This window comes from Paraburkholderia sp. EG304 (assembly GCF_046543485.1).
Classification (GTDB): Bacteria; Pseudomonadota; Gammaproteobacteria; order Burkholderiales; family Burkholderiaceae; genus Paraburkholderia; species Paraburkholderia youngii.
In genome coordinates, this window is sequence record NZ_JBKGUA010000174.1 from 1 (window position 1) to 2,556 (window position 2,556).

Sequence of the window (2,556 nt, forward strand, 5' to 3'; positions counted from 1 at the left end):
CGTGGCCGTCATCACCAGATACCCGATCGTTGCGGCGATGCCCGACACGCCATCGTTCTCGGTGAAGCCGAGCGCGACGCCGATCGCGAAGATCAGCGGCAGGTTCGCGAAGATCACGTCGCCCGCGTTCTTCATCAGCGCGAGCACGACGGTCGGCACGTAGCCGTGGAAGTCGGTGGCGCCGAGACCGAGCAGCAGGCCGGCCACCGGCAGCACGGCGACGGGCAGCATCAGCGATTTGCCGATCTTCTGCAAGACTCCAAACGCATGCGAGAACATGGCTGATCTCCTGTTGATCGGCTCAGTCGGCAAAGCGCGACAGATGCGCGCGGACTTCCGCGGCGGTGCCCAGATGCAGCACCTCGGCGGCGAGTTTCTTTGCTTCGTCGGTCGTGATGCGTGCCAGCTGGGCCTTGATCGAACCCACTGCCGGAATGCTCACCGATAGCTCGTCGATGCCAAGTCCGACGAGCACCGGCACCGCCATCGCATCCGACGCGATGCCGCCGCAAATGCCGACCCATTTGCCGTGCTGATGCGCACCGTCGACCGTCATGCCGATCAGACGCAACACCGCCGGGTGCAGTGCGTCGGCCTGCTTCGCGAGTTGCGGATGGCCCCGGTCCATCGCGAGCGTGTATTGCGTGAGGTCGTTCGTGCCGATCGAGAAGAAGTCGACTTCGCGTGCGAGCGGCTCGGCGATCAGCGCGGCCGCCGGGACTTCGATCATGACGCCCACTTTCACGCTCGCCGCGCGATCGCCGGCTTCTTCGAGCAGGATCTTGCGCGCCGCACGCACTTCCTCAACCGTCGTGATCATCGGGAACATCACGTGCAGATTGCCGAGCGGCGCCGCGCGCAGAATCGCGCGCAGTTGGGTGCGGAAGATGTCGGGACGCTCGAGGCTCACGCGCACACCGCGCAGGCCGAGAAACGGATTGTCTTCCTTCGGCAGCGGCATATACGACAGCGGTTTGTCGCCGCCGACGTCGAGCGTGCGGACCACGAGCGTGCGCTCGCGGCCGAGCGCTTCCGCGACCGCGCAATATTCGGTGGCCTGTTCGTCTTCGGTTGGCGCGGTGTCGCGCGCGTCGAACAGGAACTCGGAGCGCAACAGTCCCACGCCTTCCGCACCGCCAGCTACCGCGTCGCGCGCTTCCTGCGCATTGCGGATGTTCGCGACGACTTCGACGCGGTGGCCATCCGCCGTCATTGCGAGTTTGGTTGCCGCGAGCTTTTCGTCTTCGCGCTTGGCGGCCTGACGCCTGATGCGTTCGCGCGCCTTCTCCAGTTCCTCGGCGCTCGGATTGCGCCGCAAGCTGCCGCGCGAACCGTCGAGCACGACGGGCGTGCCGTCGGCGAGTTGCAGTGCGCGCGCGTCGATACCGCAAATCGCCGGGATGCCGAGCGAGCGCGCGAGGATCGCGACGTGACTCGTCGCGCCGCCGGTCGTCGTGCAAAAGCCGAGCACCTTGCTGCGATCGAGCGACGTGGTGTCGGACGGCGAGAGTTCCTCGGCGATCAGGATCGACTCTTCCGGCACGTCGATCTGCGCCTGCTTCACGCCGGCGAGCAGCGCGAGCACACGGCGGCCGACGTCGCGGATATCGCCGGCGCGTTCGCGCAGCAGCGGATTGTCGAGCTTTTCGAGCATGCTTGCCTGGTTCTGGAACGCTTCGCGCCATGCGAACCCCGCGCCTTTTCCCGTGCTGATGCTGCTGATGGCGGCATCGTTCAGGTCGGGGTCGTCCAGCAGTTCGAGATGCGCGTCGAGAATCTGCGCTTTCGACGGATCGGTGAGCGTCGCCTTGAGCCCCTCGATCTGCTGACGCGCCTGATGCTGCGCCGCTTCGAGTTGCGCCCGTTCGCGTTGCGGCGACTCGCCCGCTTCGTTCACCTCGATCACTTGCTGGCGGAACTGCACGATCTTGCCGACCGAAAGCCCAGGCGAAGCGGAGACGCCGATGAATTCGTTGGCGTCGGCGGGAGCCGCCTCGCTCGGTACCGGCACTGGCGCAGCCGGTGCGCCTGGCGCGGCCGCCGCGGGGGCGGGCGCATCGCCGGGCTTTTCGCCCGATCCCTCGGCAAGCAGTCGCGCGACGGTGCTGGCCGCCTCCGCCGCGTCGGGACCGCGGGCCTCGATGCGCAGCTTGTCGCCGAGCTTCGTAGCGAGCCCCATGATCGCGACGACGGACTTGGCATTTGCGCTGGCGTCGCCGCGCAGCAGCCGGATCTCGGACTTGAACTTCTTCGCCTCGACCGCGACGACCGCGGCGGGCCGCGCATGCAGGCCCGCCGGATTCGGCAGCGTGATCTCGCCGGAGAGGATCGCGCCGGTGGCGCTGGCCGTTTCCTTGTCCTCCGTTCTGCCGACCATTTCGACGTACAGCGCGACGTCGGTGCCGGCGACGACGAGCCCTTTCGCGGGAACGTAGCGCGTGACGAGATCGCCATTGGCGATGACCATTTGCGTGAGCAGGCTGGCTGCTTTTGCGCCGACCACGATCGGGTCGAAGCGAATCAGCGGCGTGCCCGCAGCGACGGTGTCGCCTTCCT

General features: G+C 67.1%; 2 protein-coding genes. Both read right to left on the minus strand.

The window, feature by feature from the left end; translation table 11 throughout:
- Positions 1 to 279: PTS transporter subunit EIIC (locus ACLFKU_RS43010; RefSeq protein ID WP_410853293.1), on the minus strand; the 279-nt coding region annotated here is incomplete at its 3' end.
- A gap of 22 nt (positions 280 to 301) precedes the next feature.
- A partial coding sequence (ptsP, locus tag ACLFKU_RS43015; protein ID WP_410853294.1) for a phosphoenolpyruvate--protein phosphotransferase occupies positions 302 to 2,556 on the minus strand: 2,255 nt, incomplete at its 5' end.